Origin of the sequence: Mucilaginibacter metallidurans, from assembly GCF_003286435.2 — a bacterium.
Lineage (GTDB): Bacteria > Bacteroidota > Bacteroidia > Sphingobacteriales > Sphingobacteriaceae > Mucilaginibacter > Mucilaginibacter gossypii.
In genome coordinates, this window is sequence record NZ_CP043449.1 from 1,277,406 (window position 1) to 1,294,316 (window position 16,911).

General features: G+C 40.9%; 17 protein-coding genes. 11 read left to right on the top strand and 6 right to left on the bottom strand.

Annotation, left to right across the window (positions count from 1 at the left end):
• Window positions 1-221: 221 nt before the first annotated feature.
• From DIU38_RS05600 to DIU38_RS05610, 3 genes are all read left to right on the top strand, one after another.
• The gene (locus DIU38_RS05600; protein WP_112658574.1) at window positions 222-668 is read left to right on the top strand and encodes an AAA family ATPase; all 447 of its coding nucleotides are present in this window, start codon (window positions 222-224) and stop codon (window positions 666-668) included.
• Window positions 658-1,419 (top strand): tRNA(His) guanylyltransferase Thg1 family protein, encoded by a 762-nt coding sequence (locus tag DIU38_RS05605; RefSeq protein WP_112658572.1) that lies wholly within the window; start codon window positions 658-660, stop codon window positions 1,417-1,419. The genes DIU38_RS05600 and DIU38_RS05605 overlap by 11 nt, the downstream gene beginning before the upstream one ends.
• A 503-nt stretch (window positions 1,420-1,922) precedes the next feature.
• Window positions 1,923-2,306 (top strand): GNAT family N-acetyltransferase, encoded by a 384-nt coding sequence (locus DIU38_RS05610; protein ID WP_167516088.1) that lies wholly within the window; start codon window positions 1,923-1,925, stop codon window positions 2,304-2,306.
• 241 nt (window positions 2,307-2,547) lie between these two features.
• On the opposite strand, the gene DIU38_RS05615 is transcribed toward DIU38_RS05610, so the two are convergent.
• Window positions 2,548-3,381, bottom strand: a complete 834-nt coding sequence (locus DIU38_RS05615; RefSeq protein ID WP_112658568.1) for a glycoside hydrolase family 16 protein — start codon at window positions 3,379-3,381, stop codon at window positions 2,548-2,550.
• A gap of 13 nt (window positions 3,382-3,394) precedes the next feature.
• Entirely contained in the window at window positions 3,395-3,715 is a 321-nt protein-coding gene (locus tag DIU38_RS05620) for a two-component regulator propeller domain-containing protein (RefSeq protein WP_112658566.1), read from the bottom strand.
• Window positions 3,716-4,063: 348 nt separating this feature from the next.
• Here DIU38_RS05620 and DIU38_RS05625 point away from each other — a divergent pair, with 348 nt between their 5' ends.
• The 5 genes from DIU38_RS05625 to DIU38_RS05645 all read left to right on the top strand — a co-directional run bounded on the left by DIU38_RS05625 (window position 4,064) and on the right by DIU38_RS05645 (window position 10,940).
• Window positions 4,064-4,921 (top strand): 3-keto-disaccharide hydrolase, encoded by an 858-nt coding sequence (locus DIU38_RS05625; RefSeq protein ID WP_112658564.1) that lies wholly within the window; start codon window positions 4,064-4,066, stop codon window positions 4,919-4,921.
• Between the two features lie 162 nt (window positions 4,922-5,083).
• Window positions 5,084-7,648, top strand: coding sequence for a DUF7133 domain-containing protein (locus DIU38_RS05630; protein WP_208057577.1), 2,565 nt, complete (start codon window positions 5,084-5,086; stop codon window positions 7,646-7,648).
• A gap of 119 nt (window positions 7,649-7,767) precedes the next feature.
• Window positions 7,768-8,139 carry a VOC family protein gene (locus tag DIU38_RS05635; RefSeq protein ID WP_091162444.1) on the top strand — a complete coding sequence of 124 codons (372 nt, stop codon included), beginning with the start codon at window positions 7,768-7,770 and terminating at the stop codon, window positions 8,137-8,139.
• A 586-nt stretch (window positions 8,140-8,725) separates the two neighbouring features.
• Complete coding sequence (locus tag DIU38_RS05640; RefSeq protein WP_112658562.1) at window positions 8,726-10,273, top strand: DHA2 family efflux MFS transporter permease subunit; 1,548 nt, start codon at window positions 8,726-8,728, stop codon at window positions 10,271-10,273.
• Window positions 10,274-10,328: 55 nt separating this feature from the next.
• A complete protein-coding gene (locus DIU38_RS05645; RefSeq protein ID WP_167516089.1) occupies window positions 10,329-10,940 on the top strand; it encodes a TetR/AcrR family transcriptional regulator in 612 nt (203 codons plus the stop codon).
• A gap of 282 nt (window positions 10,941-11,222) precedes the next feature.
• Here the strand turns inward: DIU38_RS05645 and DIU38_RS05650 are convergent, their stop codons facing one another.
• Window positions 11,223-11,453, bottom strand: a complete 231-nt coding sequence (locus DIU38_RS05650; protein WP_112658560.1) for a helix-turn-helix domain-containing protein — start codon at window positions 11,451-11,453, stop codon at window positions 11,223-11,225.
• 226 nt (window positions 11,454-11,679) lie between these two features.
• Here DIU38_RS05650 and DIU38_RS05655 point away from each other — a divergent pair, with 226 nt between their 5' ends.
• On the top strand, window positions 11,680-12,228 hold the full coding sequence (locus tag DIU38_RS05655) for a fasciclin domain-containing protein (protein WP_112658559.1): 549 nt from the start codon (window positions 11,680-11,682) through the stop codon (window positions 12,226-12,228).
• A 157-nt stretch (window positions 12,229-12,385) separates the two neighbouring features.
• Window positions 12,386-12,940 (top strand): hypothetical protein, encoded by a 555-nt coding sequence (locus DIU38_RS05660; RefSeq protein WP_112658557.1) that lies wholly within the window; start codon window positions 12,386-12,388, stop codon window positions 12,938-12,940.
• Here the strand turns inward: DIU38_RS05660 and DIU38_RS05665 are convergent, their stop codons facing one another.
• Both DIU38_RS05665 and DIU38_RS05670 read right to left on the bottom strand, forming a co-directional pair.
• Window positions 12,941-13,189 carry a hypothetical protein gene (locus tag DIU38_RS05665; protein WP_112658555.1) on the bottom strand — a complete coding sequence of 83 codons (249 nt, stop codon included), beginning with the start codon at window positions 13,187-13,189 and terminating at the stop codon, window positions 12,941-12,943.
• A gap of 125 nt (window positions 13,190-13,314) precedes the next feature.
• Window positions 13,315-14,250 carry a DUF5996 family protein gene (locus tag DIU38_RS05670; RefSeq protein WP_112658553.1) on the bottom strand — a complete coding sequence of 312 codons (936 nt, stop codon included), beginning with the start codon at window positions 14,248-14,250 and terminating at the stop codon, window positions 13,315-13,317.
• A 221-nt stretch (window positions 14,251-14,471) separates the two neighbouring features.
• Here DIU38_RS05670 and DIU38_RS05675 point away from each other — a divergent pair, with 221 nt between their 5' ends.
• Entirely contained in the window at window positions 14,472-15,695 is a 1,224-nt protein-coding gene (locus DIU38_RS05675; protein ID WP_112658551.1) for a CehA/McbA family metallohydrolase, read from the top strand.
• A gap of 322 nt (window positions 15,696-16,017) precedes the next feature.
• Here DIU38_RS05675 and DIU38_RS05680 read toward each other — a convergent pair whose 3' ends face one another.
• Complete coding sequence (locus tag DIU38_RS05680) at window positions 16,018-16,911, bottom strand: BT_3987 domain-containing protein (protein WP_112658549.1); 894 nt, start codon at window positions 16,909-16,911, stop codon at window positions 16,018-16,020.

Consider the following 16,911-nt stretch of genomic DNA (forward strand, 5'->3'; position numbering starts at 1 on the left):
TGCGATCAAACTATAGCAAGAAAGTGGTGCGTAATTCGGTGCGTAAACCGTCATCTCACCCGTAAGACATTGGTTATCAAACTCATTTAGAGGTGTTACAAAACCCTCTCTCTCCGCTTCGCAAGAGGATCGCAAGTTGCGGTCCTTTTTTGTTGCTATAGGTCCCGTCATAAAAGCCGACACTGTTTACTTACATCCATTAAACGCTTACATTTGCACAAATGGAAGCTATAATATTTTGCGGAATTCAGGCGACAGGTAAAACTACTTTCTTTAAAGAGAGTTTTTTTAACACCCACATGCGTATTTCCTTAGACCAGCTAAACACAAGAAATAGAGAATTGAGGTTTATAGAAACTTGCATCCAAACATCCCATCCTTTTGTAATAGATAACACTAATTCTTCCCTGGAAGAAAGAGCAAAATATATAACTATCGCGAAAGCAAATAACTTTAAAGTGATTGGATATTATTTTCAATCTAAGATAACTGATGCCATAAAGCGGAATAATCAACGTGTTGGCAAAGAAAATATCCCTGAAATTGGCATACGGGGAACTTTTAAGCGTCTTGTCTTACCGCAGATAGCAGAAGGTTTTGATGAACTTTATTATGTAGTAGCGGAAAATAATACATTTACAGTAAACAAATGGTTAGATGAAGTTTGATGATTTAGATGAAAAAATGAGGATATATGAAACTTCACAAGACCGCTGCGTACTCCCTGATATGTACATTGTAGCCAGAATTGATGGACGAAGTTTCACCAGACTTACAAAAGAAACACACAAATTCGAAGCACCTTTTGACGAAAAATTTCGGGACTTGATGGTTGAAACAGTAAAACACCTGATGAATTGCGGTTTCAATGTGATATATGGTTATACCGAAAGTGACGAAATATCACTGCTCCTGCATCCAAACGAAAATCTTTTTGGCCGAAAGACCAGAAAATACATTTCCATATTAGCAAGCGAAGCCAGCGCCAAATTCTCCGCATCGCTGGGCAGCGTGGCAGCTTTTGACTGCCGCCTCTCAGAGCTTCCCAATAGAAATTTAGTGGAAGATTATTTTAGATGGCGTAATGAAGATGCACACAGAAACGCCTTAAATGCACATTGTTACTGGCGGCTAAGACAAGATGGTTTTACCATGAATGAGGCTACTTCAAAAATCGAGGGGATGAGCATTGCTAATAAAAATGAATTATTATTTCAGTATGGCGTAAATTTCAACAATCTTCCCGCTTGGCAAAAAAGAGGAATAGGTTTGTATTGGAAGGATTTAAAAAAGGAAGGGTTTAATCCGAAGACCGATGAACACGTGTTAATTAACCGACGTACACTTTATATAAACATGGAATTGCCCATGCGGGATGAATACAATAAATTTATACACGATCTGGTAGGCAAGTACTAAAAGCACGACTGAGTTTACACTTTCTTAATACTTTTTACAATTTCCAAAATCCCTTCCAGGTGTTCTAACAGGTTTCCATTCACTCCGCTGATATTGATGTGGGGCTATTTAAAAGTTTGTAAATAAAATAATTGCAGGCTTTTATTTTTATGTCAAATACTCAAAATTTCCATTAATTCGCATCATAAAGGACTATTGATAGAACTCTAAAAAACGATTTACAACTGGTGTAAACGCTATGCGCAGTCATACACAATTTTGTACCATTATTTTACTCTTGTTGTTTCTTTAAAAACATACCTATAAATTGGTTCTGTAATCTTAATATCAGTCACTTTTATACCGGAATTATTTGATTTTTGATAAAGGATTAATATGTATTAATCCGCTCTGTTACTTGTCACCTACCTGGCTGATATAACCGATTTTAATTAAGTGAAATAAATTTTAAACCAATTATGATTGAACAGGGCTCTTACCTAAAATCGAAAATTTATGATTTAATGAACCTGATGATTAACGACGAAAGCGGGTTGTTTGAAGTAGGCGATTTGGATGGTTACATTGATAAGTTAATTGAAAAAGCATGTATCATAACTATTATGGCACAAGATGCTTTACAGGGTTTTTTGGCTTATTATGCCAACGATTATGAAAATAAAGTTGGGTTTATTTCCATGCTGATCATTGATCCTTCAACAAAACGGATGGGGTATGGCCGAAGGCTTGTTGAATTTGCATTAAAAGATTTAACAATGAAGGGATTTGAAAAATGCCGCACCGAAGTGAATGCTGACAACATTAAAGCAGTAAATATTTGTAAAAGGTTAGGCTTTACATATGTGGGTAATAACGATGTATATATGGTGTTTGAAAAACAGCTATAGTTTGCTCAAATAATCCTGATCATTTGCATTGAAAATTAGTTGTTGCTTTCACTTCGAAACGTTCTTTAAAATGTAGAAAAGCGGCTCTTTGATATTATAGCTGAAAGGGCCAAAAAAAGGGATAAAATCCATTTTATGCAACGTTTTTAAAATAAAACGGTCTTATGTCCCTGTTTTTGTGGAGAAATAATGTAAATGACAATTTTAAAAGGCAGCAAACAAAATGCACTGATCCGGCGCTTTAATTTTTTTGATACACCCTAACGTAATCAACTTCAAACCGTTTAGGAAATTTTGTGGCAGATGGATCGCCACCATTGTCGCCCCCTATTGCAAGGTTAAGCAATATATAATGAGGCTGCATAAAAGGATTAAATTGAGTGCCGTCTTGGTTAATCAGATCTTTTAGGTCCACATGGTTAAGTAACAGATCATCTACATATAAGTTTATTGCGTTTTGATCCCAGTCCATACGCCAAGTATGGAATTTCTTACTCCAGTTGGCTTTGAAAGTATGGAGGGCTTTGGTGTTACTATGCCATTTTGCTTTATAAGGGATCGCCGTACCGCAGGCAATATTAGCCAAAAGCTTATTCTGGTAATATTCCATAATGTCAATTTCTCCGTTGGCGGGCCAGGGCTTTTCTATACCTAAGGTCCAAAAAGCGGGCCATAGGCCGGCATCGGTACTTATACGGCCGCGCATAATAAAGCGGCCGTATTGGAAGCTGTGCTTGCCCCTTGTATTGATGCTTGACGATGTATAATTTATAAATTGTCTTTTCTGTTTCCAGATGGTGCTGTTAGGTACGTACCCTGGATTTGTCAGGTGTACCGTCCGCGCTTCGATTATCAATTTGCCGTGGCGGCAAAATGCATTTTGCTCCTGATACCATTGATCTTCATTATTCCGTACAAAACCGGATTCAAATGCCCAATTATCCGGATTAGGAGAGCCGTACTCGTCAAACTCATCTGCCCAAACCAATTTATATCCACCCACAGTATCCTGCTGACATTTACCGGCAATCGGAATTGCTATAAGCAACATGGCAGTAATTATTTTAGTAATCATAATAATGAAATAATTATAAAATTAAAGGGCAGAAAATTATGTTTAAGGCACTTATATAATTGTAGGGGAGGGGTTTGTTGTTGTTCCACTCGTTTCTGTAGACCTTAAATTCATCGCTGTCATACCGGTTTAAGCCATCATAAGTGCCCATCCACATAAAACTATATTGATCCTGGTAGAGAGAGGTAACCGCATTATTAGATAGTCCGTTTTCGATACCAAGATACCGCACGGGCTGCCCGGCTGTGAAATCAAAAACATTTAGGTAAACGAAAAGGAACAGGAAACTAAAGTATATTTTCGGATTTAAGATGTTATTTATCCTACTATGCATTATTAAATTATTAGTTAATAACTGGTAAGTAAAAATATCAAAATGATTTACAAAAGAGTCTTGTTTTTTAATCCAAGTAATAATATTACAAAGCAAGGGCAGGGGTAGTGTTCAGGGTGCTGTTTTGAGTATATATCTATGAGCTAATTGCTTCTATACTACCAGATAGGTTTCTGTATCTTGATTTTTACATGCAATTTATTTTATCCCCTTAAATTTAGGGCTTTACCCCTTCTTTTCTAATTCTATTATTGCATTTTTGATCAGCAGCCGGTTAAACCTATATAGCAATCTGCTTTTTTATTTTTCGGGCAATAGACTAATAGTTAGATAATAAAAAAATATGTCATGATAAAGCGTGGACTCACTTTTTCAATACTGAATGTTTTATTTTTAATAAGCCTGCCCATATTGCTGGCGTTGAAAAGCCCGGACCCAAAATTGAAAGTTAAGTGGGAACAGCTTTTTAACGGAAAGGATTTAACGGATTGGATTGTTAAAATCAGGAAACATCAATTAAATGAAAATTTTGGTAACACCTTCAGGGTTGTTGATCATAAGATCCAGGTAAATTATGATCAATATGAAAAATTTGATGACCAGTTTGGGCATTTGTTTTACAAAAAGCCTTTTTCTTATTATCTTATAGGTGTGGAGTATCGTTTCATAGGTAACCAGGTAAAAGGTGGCCCCGGATGGGCGTTCCGCAACAGCGGAATTATGATACATGGGCAGGATCCTAAAACTATGAAGGTTGACCAGGATTTTCCAATATCCATTGAGGTTCAGTTATTGGGCGGCAATGGTAAAGATAAACGGCCGACCGCAAACGTGTGCACCCCCGGTACACAGTATGTTTTAAATAACTCAGTTGTTAAAAGTCATTGTCTGGATTCAAAATCGGAAACCTTTCATGGCGATCAGTGGGTTAGGGTAGAAGCTCTTGTTTTAGGCGATTCGCTGGTGATACATTATGTAAATGGAGAAGAAGTGTTACGTTATCAGCGTCCGCAATTAGATCCCGTTGGCAGTACAGAGGAGGGTGCATTGTTAAAAAGTGGTACAATTTCTCTGCAAAGCGAAAGTCATCCTGTTGAGTTTAGGAAAGTTGAAATTGTTGATCTTGAAAAATACGCGCATGATCGTCAGAAATTGGCCGACGTAGTTAAGCAGTTAATTGCTGAGAAACGGATTCCTAAACAATAAATAAAATAAAAAGACTAATTTGACTGCCTTTTACCTGTATAATTAAAAATAACAATGTTAAAGTTTTCCTTAACCCTATTCTTCTGCTTATCTTTCTTTTTGACGTTCAAATATTTTGCAAATACCCGCAGTAACCAATCGGGACCCACTAAACCAAATACTTTGGCTTCAATACGAGGGCAAAGTCATTCTAAGAGCGATTCGCTCCATTGGCCAGCTGGCTTTACAATCACCAGGTTTGCCGGACCTGAGCTTACACCAAGTCCGGCTTGTTTAGCTGTGGCTGCCACAGGCGAGGTGTTTGTTGGCGTTGATATGATTGGTTCGCTGGGTAAAGACCCCGGGAAAGGGCGGATAATTAAACTTATCGATAGCGATAATGATGGTAAGTTAGATAAACATACAGATTTTGCTGATGTTGATGATCCGCGCGGTATACTCATCATGGGCGATCAGGTTTTTGTGCTTCATACAGTTTTTTCAAAAGAAACTCTTAAGGCAACCGGTATGATCCTTGAAGTTTTTGAAGATAAAGATCATGATGGCATAGCCGACGGGCCGCCAAAACCACTCGTCGAGCACCTGAGTAATGCTCACATGCTGGTTGAACGCGGAACAGACCATGCTACTAATGGCATCCGTATGGGGATTGATGGATGGATCTACATAGCTGTTGGCGATTTCGGCTTTCATGATGCTACCGACCGCAATGGTAAAAAACTGACTATGCTTGGTGGCGGCATTATAAGGGTAAGGCCTAATGGCAAAGAAATGGAGGTTTATACACACGGCACACGCAATATTTATGATGTTGCCATAGATCCGTACATGAATGTATTTACCCGCGATAATACCAATGATGGCGGCGGCTGGAACATCCGTTTTTCGCATCATATTCAATCGGGCGAATATGGTTACCCCTTATTATTTCAGCATTTTACAGATGAGATTCTGCCCGCCCTGGTTGATTTGGGCGGCGGCTCAGGCACAGGTTCGCTGTTTATGGATGAACCTACCTGGCCCGAAAAATATAACCATGTACCTATGACGGCCGACTGGGGACGGAGCGAACTTTATATTAATAGGGTAAAACCAGATGGTGCCAGTTTTAAACAAACTGAGGAACCGTTTATTGAACTACCCCAGATCACGGATCTGGATGTTGATGGTTCGGGGCGGCTCTATCTTTCAGCCTGGGATGGCGCGGGATATTCGGGCAGTGCATCAAAGGGCTATGTTATCAGGGCCATACCTAATGGATGGAACTATAAAGCATTTCCTGATGTTAAAGCGCTGGCCGTAGCTGATTTGGCCAATATGTTAAAATCAGAAAGCGCAGTGGCGAGATTAAATGCTTCACAGGAACTTATTATAAGACCGGCTGACGAAAGCAGCAAGGCAGCTTTTGCCATAGCATCAGATGCAAGTGTTGCTTTATATGCACGGGTGGCTGCTCTTTTTACTTACGGACAAATTGCCCGGGAGAGCGGAATAGCTAACCTTGTACAACTTACGGAGGATAATGCTCTGAGGGAATTTGCATTACGAGCCTTAACTGACAGGAAAGAAGGAATAGCACAAGTGCCAATAGCTCCGTTTTTGAACGGGCTGAAAGATCCGTCTCCGCGCGTGAAGGCTGCGGCAATTATAGGTTTGGGTCGTCTTGGCCGTTTAGAAGCAGCTTCTGAATTACTTAAAACGCAAGTTCCTGCAAGTTTTGCAGCGCCTGCTAAAAATACCGAAGGACCGCACGCCACGCCAAATTCGGCCATAATACTGCCCCACCTGGCTGTGAGGGCACTTGTGAGCATGAATGCGGTTGATGCGTGCGTTGGTGCAATTGGAACTACCAATTCGACATTAGCATTATGGGCATTGCGGTATATGTACGATACTAAAGCGGTAGACGGTTTGATTGCCGCTTATCCCAAAATCAAAGATGTAAAAACAAAGAAACAAATATTGGTAACCCTGGCACGCCTTTATAAGCAGGAAGCTCCCTATGATGCATCCTGGTGGTGGGGAACCCGGCCCGATTCACATGGCCCAATTTATAAGGGTATAACCTGGGGTGGCTCGGCTCGTATCGAGAAGTTCCTGACGCTTGAACGAAGCAAAGCAGGCGCTGCCGGCAAGCAATTTTATGCTGACCTGAATGAGCGCCACCAAATGGGGATCACGGCTTTTGGCGGTGAGGAAAAAAGTGTTCCAACAAAAGAGGTTAAAGTAGATTTGTCAAAGATCCTGAACAAAAAAGGGCAGATCGGTAATTCATCTATTGAAGATGTGATGTTGATGTTAGCCAAAGTTAAAGGAGATCCAAAGAAAGGAAAGGCACTCTTTACGCAGCAAGGTTGTGTAGCCTGCCATAGCCTTACCCGTGGCGAAAAATTAAAAGGCCCGTTTATGGGACAGATAGGGTCTATTATGAACCGCCAGCAAATTGCCGAATCCATCCTAAAACCCAGCGCTTCTATTTCGCAGGGATTTGCCACGGTGATGATCACAGCTAAAGGAAATAAAAATTATATGGGATTTATTACAGATGAGTCTGCCCAAAAAATAGTGATGAGAAACATTACCGGAGAGGTATTTACCATTAAATCCAGCGATGTGATTACAAGGAAGGAACTGAAAACATCTATGATGCCTGTAGGGCTTGCCAATGCATTATCATATGATGAATTTGCCTCACTGGTTACTTTTCTATCTCAGCAAAAAAATTAAAGATGAGGAAGAAGTCTGAAGCTGCTTGAAAACCAGCGGTCATAAAGTATCTTCGTGTTTAATTAGTTGGCAACTTGCTTCTTATTTAGCAGGTTGCCGACTCAAATTTAAATTACACTATGCAACACAAAGCTATATCGCTTAGGCCATTCATCGGCGCTAAAGATTTTGAAATATCGCGAAGTTTTTATCGCGACCTGGGATTTGAAGAGGTTGTACTGGATGCCAATATGTCGGTGTTCAAAACAGGTCAGCTGGCATTTTATCTTCAGAACGCTTACGTTAAAGATTGGGTTGATAACACCATGTTGTTTCTGGAAGTTGATGATGTTGCCCGCTACTGGAACGAGTTGCTGGCTCTTGATCTGCCTGCAAAATATGCCGGAGTAAGATTAACCCCCATCCGTGTAGAGCAATGGGGTAGGGAATGTTTTTTACATGACCCCTCCGGAATCCTCTGGCATTTTGGTGAATTTTTTAACAAGCCTTAATTCTTTTCTGTGGCCTAAAGCCGGAAATTATGGTCCCACCACATCCCAATTTCGGGCAAAGCTTTCAGTGATTTTTGATACTCTGGATCGATGTATTCGTACGAGAACAACATGCTATGCTTGTAGCAGATGATGTAAAAAATCAATGAAATCTCCGGTGAGTACTGACTGTATCATAAATCATGATCAGCCTCTTCTTTTTTTGCCTTACTCAGATTCTTAAGCGATATATAGTTTTGGATTGACTGTACTAACAGAAGGGGTTAACAGGGTTAACACAATTTAGGGTTGTTTTGCATATATAATTAATAATTATGTAATTGCGTGTTTTGTCCGGAAACATGTTAACCCCCTTTTGAATAAATATTATCGATTAGATTTCAATTCTTTGGTAAGGACGGTCTGTTTAATTTTTATACAGCCTCAATCTATTTATCCAAAAGAATCCAACTATTCCCTGCCTTTCTATCTAATATTAATTATCATGTCACTGCATAGTAATAATTTGTACAAATATTTAAAACAAATGTTTTAATCAAACGATTGATTAATTTTGTGCCATTATTTAAGACAAAAAAATTATCAAATGGCCGAGTCAGGATTTAAAAAGTGGATCATTACCATCACGGTAATCATTGCTTCATTGTTAGAATTAATAGATACCACCATCGTTAACGTTTCCATTCCTCAAATTCAGGGTAACCTTGGGGCCACCATAACTGATGCTGCGTGGGTAGTTACGGGTTACAGCGTAGCAAACGTTATCATTTTGCCCATGTCGGGCTGGTTGAGTAGTTTTTTCGGTCGTAAAAACTATTTTTTAACGTCCATCATTGTATTTACCATTGCCTCGTTTTTATGCGGCAATGCGAGCAGTCTTACGGAGCTTGTTGCTTTCCGGATTTTACAGGGCTTAGCAGGTGGCGGTTTGCTTTCAACATCACAGGCTATCCTGATTGAAACATGGCCGGCAGAACAGTTAGGCACTGCAACAGCTTTATTTGGATTGGGCGCAGTAGTAGGGCCAACCATAGGCCCTACAATTGGTGGTTACATAACAGACCATGCGGCATGGCGTTGGATCTTTTACGTGAATATCCCTGTAGGCATCCTTGCATCGATATTTACGGTAATGTACGTAAAAGTGACATCCCGCGATGGCAAGGACAAACCTATTGACTGGTGGGGGATTGCTTTGTTAGCGATTACGGTAGGAAGTTTACAAACCATATTAGAGAAGGGAGAGGATGAAGACTGGTTTGCCACTACTTATATTATTGTACTCAGCTGTACAGCGGTTATCGGCCTGCTGCTTTTCTTGTGGCGCGAGTTAAGCACCGATCATCCTATTGTTAATTTTAAGATCATGCGGCACCGCAGCTTTTCGGCCGGGATGGTTACTTCCTTTATACTTGGTGTTGGCTTGTATGGGTCGCAGTTCGTTTTTCCGGTTTTTTGTCAAAACCTGCTGGGGTTTTCGGCACAGCAAACCGGCGAGATCCTGCTGCCGGGTGGTTTGTTCACCATTATGATGATGCCTTTTGTTGGTATTATGCTTAATAAAGGTTTACCTGCACAGTTTATGGCTGTGGGGGGCATGATATTGTTCTTCATTTTCTCCTGGTTTATGAGCGGCTCGACGCTGGTATCAGGTACCGGCGATTTCTTTTGGCCTTTGGCTATCAGGGGGATCGGTTTGTCACTCCTTTTTGTTCCGCTTACTACTATTGCCATCGGTGGCTTAAAGGGGGCTGAGATAGGGCAGGGAACCGGCTTAAATAATATGATGCGTCAGCTTGGCGGTTCGTTTGGTATTGCCGGGCTAAATACGCTGATCCATATCCGCGTGGCAACGCACCGCAATAACTTGTTGAGTAATATCAATACGTATAATAACTATTTTACCGATAGGTATAACTCACTTTTGCACGGGTTTATGGCTAAAGGGAAATCGTTTTTTGATGCTTCAAAAATGGCCTATGCCGCTATTGACGGTACTGTAAACAAGCAAAGCACACTGCTAAGTTATAACGACGCTTACATTGTGGTTGGTTGGGTGATGCTGGCAGCCATTCCGCTGATATTTTTAGCGCCGATTGTAAAAGGGCAAAAGGCTGTGGCTGATACACATTAATCAGCTCCGGATGATATATGTTTTTGAATCACTAAATTTGAAACATATATCATCCATGACTACAATAGCCGAAACAACAACCGAAGAAAAAATACTGAATGCTGCAAGGAGCATCTTCACTAAAAAGGGCTTCCTGGCAACTACTGTACGGGACATAGCTACCGAAGCCAATACCAACGTGGCATCGGTTAACTATTATTTCCGCAGTAAGGAAAATCTTTTTGAGTTTATCATGGACGAAACCATAAAAAAGCTTTTTGATAAAATTGAACCGGTTTTAAACGACGAGTCTTCCACAGCTATTGAAAAGATAGAGATTTGCGTAGGGTATTATATCGACCAGCTTTTAGAAAATCCTGATTTTCCATTTTTTATGGTAAACGAAGTGCTTGCAGGGCACACCACCTTGCCCATGGTCGAAAAAATTAAGACATTAACCGATTCTGTTTTTGCCAGGCAGCTTTATGCATTGCAGGCCGATGGCGTCATGAAATTTCATCCCATTAACCTGATGTGGAATATTGCCGGTATGATTGTTTTCCCTTTTCTTGTGCGACCGAGGCAATTGGAGGCAGGCTATTTTGATGCCGCCGAATTTACAACGATGATAAAGGAAAGAAAGAAGCTAATTCCTATTTGGATAGCACAGGCTTTAAAGGGTGTGTAGGAATATCCCTTGCCTTTTAGGCCTGCTATGAAAACCCCTGCTTTGCCTGAGTGAAGCGATTGATAGGTTATGAAATGTAAAAAGTAATTGAGGCCGAATATCAGATAAAGCGAGCCGGGCAGTACACGGTAAATCAATGTTGTGTTTTTCATGAAGTGTTAATAACCAGGCTTAATTTATTGAAGATTCCGCGGTCAAAGTCATATCCCGAAAATGTATGATTGATCTTCCTGGAAAATAGAAATAAGCAACTTGGAGAGCCCAATAACTCCAGGGAAAGTATTACCTCGCGATAATATGCAAATGCTCTTCTTTTAAAAAGTCATGCAAATCAACTTCCAAAACCTTTGCTATATCAATGAGTCTGGCAAGGGTCAGTTTAACATTTCCTAATTCAATTTTACTGAACGTGTTTTGTGATACGTTAAGCTTGTAGGCAACGTAAAACTGAGTGTAATTTTTTTCTTGCCTTATTGCACGGATCCTGTTGGCTATAAGTTTTTCGGTGAGCATTTGTTGTTACTGGTTTCAATTATAAACGTAATTGTGAACGCCCCGGATTGGAAATGCATGTAATAAACAGGTGAGTTGTTTATTATGCCGAAAACTTAGCTTTACTCTAAAATAGGGTATTATTAACTTGTTGATAATTAGGTTTTTGTGCGTGTTTTTGATTGATTGTAAATCCGTTAGCTGCCTTGAATCGTAGTTTCTTCCAAACTAATTGAAATAATAATTTATGAAAAAAATGATCATCGCGGCCTTTGCATTAGTAGCTTTTGCAGTAGTCCCTAAAGTCAACGCTCAAACCAAAATGGTAGGCGGCGCGGCTATGTACCCCACCAAAGATATTATTGATAATGCTGTAAATTCAAAAGATCACACTACACTTGTTGCCGCGGTTAAGGCAGCAGGCCTGGTTGAAACCCTGAAGGGCGAGGGCCCGTTCACCGTTTTTGCGCCAACTAATGAAGCATTTAGTAAACTGCCGAAAGAGACCGTTCCAACTTTATTAAAACCAGAGAATAAAGCAATGCTGACCAAGATCCTAACTTATCACGTAGTAGCGGGCCGTTTAAGCTCGGCAGATTTATGGACTAAAGTTAAGGCTGGTATGGGGAAAGCCGAACTAAAAACTGTAGCGGGCGGTACACTTACCGTTATGGCAAAAGGCAAAAAACTATACCTTGTCGACGAAAAAGGTGATAAGTCATGGGTCACCATTGCCGATGTGTTTCAAAAAAATGGTGTTATCCATGTAGTTAATACTGTGCTGATGCCTAACTAATAGAAGCCCCAATATAAAAGAACGAAGCCCTGTTGCTTAAAAAAGCGCCGGGCTTTTTTATTGTGGTACGCCAATGCATGAGGCGAATTAAATTGTATTTAATTGATTTTGTATGAATTACGCCAGATTTAGTTTAAATTAGGTTAAAAGTATCCATATGGAAAACTTCTGGCAGGAAAAAAAGGAATGGCTCAATAAATTGACCCTGGAAGATGCAAAGTTCATATTTGAACAGGCCGAAAAATCATATAACTACACCATAGAAACGGCAAAGGGTATTTACGAGCGATCAAACGGGTTATTAACCCTGGTTTCAGGTATTTTAATTGGTCTTGTAGCCTATGCTATCGGAAAATGGAAGGATACACCTCACCTGGATAGTTTGTTATTTACGGCAATTGTAGGGGTCTTTTATTTCTTGATAGTAGGTTTAATGTTTGTGCTGCAAGGTTTAACCCCGAGTGAATATCTTTTGCCAGGTACAAATCCCAAAGTATACTTTGATAAGGCATTTTTCCATAAGGATATTGCTGATGATGAAAGGATCCTGAGGTTTTACAAAGTTGAGATCATCAATTATCAGGAACGGATTGAGCAAAACACAAAGAAAAACGATTACAGATGGAATATTTACGTACTTTGTTTACGGGCAATATTTTTTTCGCCTATAGTTATGGGGATAGCTTTTGCTATTGCAACTATAGCTTCCTGACTACTCCGCTCCCAGATAATCCGCCTGGTCAGACGATGACAGGTCGTTATCATCCCATAAACCGGGGGTATCTATATCCCCTTCCAAATAAGGCTCGCTGTCTTCGGCACAAGGCATGGCCTCATCCAGGTTAATATCTGACCTGCCCACACGGCCCTTGCCTGATGTTTTGATATCCCAGATATCAGGGATATTTCCACTGTCTTCTTCAGGAGCAGGAGTTTCGTCCGGATCTGGAAATTGGCTCATAATCAAATAATTATTGCTAAATAAAGTTAAATTATAATTTGCATAATACCAAATTGAAATATATTTCCAGGTTTTTAGAACAGCTTCCTTAGGGCCTGTCGAAAGAGTCCTCTTAATATTTTACCTCACGCGTTTTTTAACGCCGACAAATCGCATTGCAGATCTTTATCCCAATTTCCCGTTTTAGCCGCGGCGTCATAGGTGGATTGCAAAAATTGAAGCAAAGTCCTTTCCGGGTCGGCTGATCGGGAAACAACTTCGTAGGTCAATAAAAACTCACCCATTTCCCCGCTGTAAAATGCTTCGGGAGGCGATACCTGCTGTTTGGCAAAATCTTCAGGAGTTGGGTAGCAATATGCGTAAAAAACGGGATGAGGGAAAGCATCTGAGCCCGGCCAAAAGCCGCATGAGCTTACTTCCTGCGAATAGGCTTCCTGCATCACTATCGCGGGCATATTGGGAACGCTCCCCTGATGTTTTGGTGCAGGCCTGCCCGAAAAGCGGGTGACCGCCAGGTCAAATCCTCCCCAAAAGAAATGTACCGGGCTATTTTTTCCTTGAAACCCGGCCCTGAACTCTGTGAAAACATTGTGGATCCTTACCAGCGCCTGCCAGTAATCATGCATAATGGAAGCGTTATAATTACACGGCGTATGATTTTCGGCAAAAGGAATAGCCGGTTCCACTTCATTCGGCACTGCATATATTTCTACACCTGCATTAACTGAAGCAATGCTATTCATCAGGGAACTGTAAAAGACGGACACACTTCCGGTACCGAGCTCAAACGATCGTTTTTCTCCGGTACTGGTGGATATATTCAGGGTATGACTGATAAAATCAAGATCTATCTGGAAAACGCCGCCCTCAAATGGCATACTTCCGGTAGTTAGACCGGTTGAACTTACATAAAGGGTGACCTGCCATGAATGATTGATCCAGGGCATTTGTTTTAGTCTTACCTTACCAATGATTTGAGTCCACATATGAACACTTGCAAGGGTATCTTTAAGATCATGGTAATCGAGCCTGGGCCAGCGTGTTGTTGTCGGGTTGCTCATAGGTATAATTTGTTGAGTTAAATCGCTTAATCCTAAATTACAAATGTTTTGCGGGATGTTAGCTTTAATTTTCAGTCAAATAAAAATTAAAGCGGACACCTCAATTTTTGCTTCACTGTCACTTTTTTATATCATTTGTTCCTGTTAACGGTGAGCTAACATAAGTGGGCTAAGTTAGCTGCCGAAAGTATTACAAAATAAAAAGATCGACAAAATTACTTATGGTACTAAGCACTAACAGGAACATTGGACTGTTAATTAAAACCGGTTTAATAATTATGGTTGCGGGCTGCATCAGCGGTTCGGTATTGGGGCAATCGGCCCATGTAAACCCCTGGGCTCCCAAACCGCTGGGCACACTGCCGCCACCGGCCAGTCTCAGTCAGGGTGTCTGGCTTAAAGGCGAGCTGCACATGCACTCCAGGCATAGCAAGGAGTCGTCAAATAATTCAATCAGCAAGATCATCACTTTTTGCAGGTTGGTAGGGATCGATTTCCTGGCTATTACCGATCACGATAATCATGTAGAAGGCGACGTAGCACACAATACCTGGGCTGATCCGGAATTTAAATCGGATTCGGTGTTGCTGCTTTACGCTGCCGAGTGGACAACTACCCGCGGCCATGGTAACGCTTTTTCGGCTAAACCTTATGATCATCAGCAGTTATACGATGTGCGCGACCAGCGTGATACTGTTGTTGGGCGCATAAAGAATAAACTTGGTATTCACCTGTCGGCAAACCATCCCAGCGGTAAAGATCATTTTGGGTATTCGTATGATATGGTTAATTCTATCGAGGTATGGAATTCGGCCGTCTGGTCAAAAAATGCCAATGCGATCATGATCTGGGATGATATGCTTTCATCGGGCCGAAAGCTAACCGGCAGAGGAGGGAGCGATGCGCATCATGGCGTGCCTGCAGGGGATGAAAAACCAGGCCCTAATACTTACCAGGCTAAAGCTAATTATGCAGGAACGCCTACTACCTGGGTATTTGCAACTGCACGTACTAAGCAAGCTGTTATTGACGCCTTAACCAACGGACGGGTATCCATAAGTTCAAACCCATATGCTCCTCGTGTTGAGTTTTATGCTGATTTAAATGGCGACGATAAAATGGATATGATGATGGGGGATAATGTAAAGGCAACCGGTAAGCCGGTTAAATTTAAGGTTCAGTTAACCGGAAACAGTATAAAGGATACCACTTACACTATCAATGTGGTAAAAAACGGCAACCCGTTTGGTACTTTTAAAATGGAAGGCAAAATGCCCATGATTGAATTTACCGATACCCCGGCAATAGCCGGCCGTACTTATTACCGGGTTACGGTTGAAGGGCCGTCTACACCTTACCCTCAGGTGCCGCAATCAGCAGCACTGAGCGGTAATATGGTAGGATTGTCAAACCCGATCTGTTTTAATTTTGATCCGAATTTCTGACAACCGAATATAATAGGGAAAACCGTACACGAGCTTACTGTGTACGGTTTCTTGTTGTAACTATTAACTAAAAGAACGAAGCTGCAGTGTTAATTATGTAGTTTAATGGTGTAGGTTCTGAATTGGCACATTACACCTTAGAGGAAAAACAAAATAATAAAGCATTGTGATCCCTGTGGCGCTGCATGGCATGCGTTAACGGACCTGATTACAGGCTTTAGCTGATTGCTGCAAGAACCGCCTGTGCCCGGAAACCTTAATAATTGGTTTCGCTGATAAAATCAAGGAGAGAACAATATAGCCTCTCCTTGATCATTACCGATTATTTGTGCTTAATTGTTTCTTCAACCACTCGGTAACCACCGCCACCTAAGTACCGGTAGTTTAATATGAAACTTTTGGTGGCTGGATCATAAGTACTTGTAAGGCCCGGAACCGGAAGTAAAGGTTGAGTTGCACTAACATTACCAGAAACAGTTACCTCGTTCGTAGCTTCATTTACAGTCAGGGTCATTGATCCACCAATATCACCAATCTCTGTACTTACGGAAGTAGCGCCCGCTGTGGTAAGGGTCTTATCCCTGTCAATAGCGCGATCGCCCGCTGTAGGGTGGTGGAAAGTACCAGTTGAGTGGTATTCACCATCATACTTGTTTTTGATAGCGAAGAAGGTGTATAGCGTGTCCTTGCTTTCAGCATGGACGGTTAAACCGGCAGCGTCACTGATTATATAAGCAAGCGCGTATTTTTTTGTCAGATCAAATTTACTTCCATTTAATTTGATGGTAAAATAGTTCTGGAAGTCGCCAGGAGCAAATTTAGCATTTAGGTTTCCCGAAGTTCCGGCAGTAACTTTGGTGCTGCTTATCGTATACAGACTTGTTGGCAGTAATTCATACTCCGTATCGTTATTTTCGTTGTATTTATCAATTGCGTCTGGAATTGCTTTTAAGACCACAGTTTGATCTTTTTGCAAATCAGCAGCGCTTTTTGCGTCGCGTTTGATAGAAAATACATCAACAGTTTTAATGTTTGTGAATGGATCAAAGAAATGCTGTTGTTCAAGACCGTCTGGAAAGCCGACAAACGACTTGCCATTGTCCATAGCCTGCCCGCCAACCTTATCAGCAATGGTTTCTTTCCGGCAGCCTGAAAAAGCAATCGCAGATCCGATACAGGCAACAAGCAAATATTTATTGAATAAGTTCTTTTTCAT

Coding starts and splice junctions, on each gene's coding strand:
- DIU38_RS05605 (WP_112658572.1), top strand. CDS start 658: ATGAAGTTTGATGATTTAGATGAAAAAATGAGGATATATGAAACTTCA.
- DIU38_RS05610 (WP_167516088.1), top strand. CDS start 1,923: ATGAACCTGATGATTAACGACGAAAGCGGGTTGTTTGAAGTAGGCGAT.
- DIU38_RS05675 (WP_112658551.1), top strand. CDS start 14,472: ATGGTACTAAGCACTAACAGGAACATTGGACTGTTAATTAAAACCGGT.
- DIU38_RS05640 (WP_112658562.1), top strand. CDS start 8,726: ATGGCCGAGTCAGGATTTAAAAAGTGGATCATTACCATCACGGTAATC.
- DIU38_RS05655 (WP_112658559.1), top strand. CDS start 11,680: ATGAAAAAAATGATCATCGCGGCCTTTGCATTAGTAGCTTTTGCAGTA.
- DIU38_RS05635 (WP_091162444.1), top strand. CDS start 7,768: ATGCAACACAAAGCTATATCGCTTAGGCCATTCATCGGCGCTAAAGAT.
- DIU38_RS05660 (WP_112658557.1), top strand. CDS start 12,386: ATGGAAAACTTCTGGCAGGAAAAAAAGGAATGGCTCAATAAATTGACC.
- DIU38_RS05665 (WP_112658555.1), bottom strand. CDS start 13,189: ATGAGCCAATTTCCAGATCCGGACGAAACTCCTGCTCCTGAAGAAGAC.
- DIU38_RS05645 (WP_167516089.1), top strand. CDS start 10,329: ATGACTACAATAGCCGAAACAACAACCGAAGAAAAAATACTGAATGCT.
- DIU38_RS05670 (WP_112658553.1), bottom strand. CDS start 14,250: ATGAGCAACCCGACAACAACACGCTGGCCCAGGCTCGATTACCATGAT.
- DIU38_RS05680 (WP_112658549.1), bottom strand. CDS start 16,911: ATGAAAAAGAACTTATTCAATAAATATTTGCTTGTTGCCTGTATCGGA.
- DIU38_RS05600 (WP_112658574.1), top strand. CDS start 222: ATGGAAGCTATAATATTTTGCGGAATTCAGGCGACAGGTAAAACTACT.
- DIU38_RS05625 (WP_112658564.1), top strand. CDS start 4,064: ATGATAAAGCGTGGACTCACTTTTTCAATACTGAATGTTTTATTTTTA.
- DIU38_RS05650 (WP_112658560.1), bottom strand. CDS start 11,453: ATGCTCACCGAAAAACTTATAGCCAACAGGATCCGTGCAATAAGGCAA.
- DIU38_RS05615 (WP_112658568.1), bottom strand. CDS start 3,381: ATGATTACTAAAATAATTACTGCCATGTTGCTTATAGCAATTCCGATT.
- DIU38_RS05620 (WP_112658566.1), bottom strand. CDS start 3,715: ATGCATAGTAGGATAAATAACATCTTAAATCCGAAAATATACTTTAGT.